3 protein-coding genes are annotated in these 2,795 nt (G+C 70.8%); 1 reads left to right on the top strand and 2 read right to left on the bottom strand.

Going from position 1 to position 2,795, the window contains the following annotated elements; all coding sequences use genetic code 11:
• Positions 1-1,037 (bottom strand): winged helix DNA-binding domain-containing protein (locus ADX84_RS24940; RefSeq protein ID WP_049579913.1); only part of this gene is annotated, 1,037 nt, incomplete at its 3' end.
• 132 nt (positions 1,038-1,169) lie between these two features.
• Positions 1,170-2,195: an acyltransferase domain-containing protein gene (locus tag ADX84_RS24935; protein WP_049579911.1), complete on the bottom strand. Its 1,026-nt coding sequence runs from the start codon at positions 2,193-2,195 to the stop codon at positions 1,170-1,172.
• A 194-nt stretch (positions 2,196-2,389) separates the two neighbouring features.
• Here ADX84_RS24935 and ADX84_RS24930 point away from each other — a divergent pair.
• Positions 2,390-2,795, top strand: a 406-nt coding sequence (locus ADX84_RS24930) for an AMP-binding protein (RefSeq protein ID WP_049579909.1), incomplete at its 3' end; no start/stop codon positions are given.

Raw genomic sequence — 2,795 nt, 5'->3', positions numbered from 1 at the left:
ACCCGCACCTCCAACCGGTTCCCCGAACGCCTCTGGTGCCACACCCCCGCAGCCCGCCCCTCCAGGAACAACACCGGATAGTTGCCCGCCTGCCCTCGCGCCAGCGCCCGCTCGTGTACCCGGCCGGGAAAGACCACCTCACGAGGGTGCGACCCCACCGTGTACGGATCGAAGTAGGGCAACAGCATCACCTCGGGCACCGGCTCCACGGCCGGTCCAACGTCACCGGCCACCCGCCAGAACCGCTCCCCACCCACCGAGACCGGCTCGACCACCCCCGCCAGGGACTCCAACAGCCGATCCGTCCACCCGCACGGGGCCGCCGCCCACCTGGCCAGGTGCGCCGAACCAGCCGGACCGTAGGCACGCAGATACCCGGTGACCAGGTGCGCCAGCCCCTCCCGCTCCGAGGCCAACACGAAGTCCGGCACCCAACGACGCACCCCCGTGAACGTCACCGCCCGCCCTCGGGGCCGACCGAAGCACAGCACCCCGCGAGTGGCCAGCTCCTGAGTCGCCCACCGCCACCGGGGCCACCACCCACCGAACGCGGGCATCACCCGCTCACCCGCCCAGGCACCCACCCGCGCCTCCAAGGCCAGGGTGAGCTCGTCGACGGTCAACTCGTCCTCCTCCAGGACCTCCCCCACCGCCAACACCAACTCCTCCACCTGCCCCGGTTCGAGCGGCACACCCCCACCACCCCGAGCCCGCTCCACCGCGCCCAGCGCCGCACACCACAACCCCAGATCACGCGAGGGCAACAGGTGCACGGTCCCGCGCGGCCCATAGGTACGCACCACCTCACGCCGCTCCCACAACGCCTCCCGCACGCGCTCCCGGCTGGCCCCGCCCAACCGCAACCCCACCGACACCTCAGCCGCGCCCGCGATCTGCGCGTGCGCCCCACACATCGCCCCCACCACCTGGGCCACACCCGTCCCCGGACGGCTCAGAAAATGGCGCTCACACCGGCGGGCGATGACCTCCGACCAGCCGGGCGAACCCGTCGCAGGGGCGTCGGGGACAGGGGACACGGCAGGACTCCTCAGGGTCGACGCTGACATCCGACCACCGTAGACACGGTCCAGGCCAGGAACGGTCCGCCACTCGCCCCCCACACACGAACGGGGGCCCACCCCAAGGTGGACCCCCGCACCCGCCGCGGCTCACGGCAACCGCAACCACCCCGTACACACCCTCAACCCCGCACCCGACTCCAACCGCTCCAACGCCGCACGCTCCAACCGGGTCCGACGCGGCGCACGCTCCACCTCCACCCGAGGCATCCCGAACACAAACCGGAACACGTCACCCTCCCCGGGCGCCCCCTCGTCCACCAACGTGAACCTGCGCTGGAACCGCACGATGTTGGACCCCTCCCCCAACGCCCGCTCCCACCACGGATCCAACAGCCACGACGTGCACGTGGCCACCCGAGCCTCCACCCCCAACTGCTCCCGCGCGAAGGGGCCCGCCAACGCCAACGCCTCACTCACCGCGTCCGGATCCAACCCACCCGAAGGGATGTGCAACCGCAGCACCGGATCACCCGGAGCCAACCCCGCACCCATCGCCGCGGCCTCCTCCTCCGAATACCAGCGCACCGGCCCCTGATCCCCCAACAGCGCCGGCTCCAGCTGAAGACCCCCCACCCAGAACAACCGGCCACGGAACTGCGCCGCCACCCAGGCCGCCGTCTCCACACTCAACCGACCGAACAACCACCGCGACCGCCGCACCTGCACACCCACATCGGCCAGGGACGCCACCGTCACCGACCGGTCGATGCCGCGCAACGCGTGCCGCCGAAGCTGCTCGGGCACCATCGCCACGAACGCCCACAACGACGCCACCCGCACCCGAGCGTCCTCGGCCTCCACCAGCGTCGGCCAGGGACGCCACACCCCCACCGGCAGATCCGCGTCCGCCCACAACCGCCGGTACATGCACCCCACCAGGTGCCACAGCTCCTCGGGCCACCCGCCGTCCACGCCCGGAGCCCCCGGCCACAACGCCTCCAGCTCCGCACGGTCGTCCTCGGCCAGGACGAACATGTCCAACACCTCGGCGGCCTCCGCCTCCGAGGGCACCCTCAACCCCACCTCCGGCTCCGGCAACCCCTCGCAGGCCTCCAGCCACTCCCTCACACCCGCGTCGAGCCCGAACCGATCCACCACACGCGCACTGTCCATGCGACACATCCTGTCGCCCCCACCCACCCCAAGGGAAGAAGCACACCAACCCCAAAAACCCGCAAAAACACCAAACCACCCGCGCCTCACCCACCCCCGATGAGACCAGACCCACAACACCACACCAGGTGCGCATAGTGTTGTGGTAACCCACCAAGCAACACCACACCCACCGAAAACGAGGAACACCACCGATGTCCGACCCAGCGCAACTCCTGCGCGACTGGATCGCCACCTACGACACCCCCACCACGTCGGTGGCCCACCTCCTCTGCGACCGCCACGACCCCGACACCATCGCCACCACCGAAATCGGCCCCACCCTCGAACCCACCACCCTCACCTACGGCCAACTCCGCGAACGCTCACAAACCCTCGCCACCGGCCTCGCCCACCGCGGCATCCAACCCGGCGACCGCATCGCCACCCTCCTCCCCAAGGGCATCGACCTCACCGTCACCGCCCTCGCCACCTGGCGCCTCGGCGCCGTCCTCGTCCCCCTCCTGTCCTCCTTCGCCCCCTCCGCCATCACCCAACGCCTCACCGACTCCAACACCCGCCTCGTCATCTGCGCCGACGAATACCGCACCAAACTCGACC

This window comes from Nocardiopsis sp. SBT366 (assembly GCF_001083815.1).
Classification (GTDB): Bacteria; Actinomycetota; Actinomycetes; order Streptosporangiales; family Streptosporangiaceae; genus Nocardiopsis; species Nocardiopsis prasina.
The sequence above is the reverse complement of the archived record's forward strand: the minus strand, read 5'-3'. Positions and strand labels throughout refer to the sequence as shown.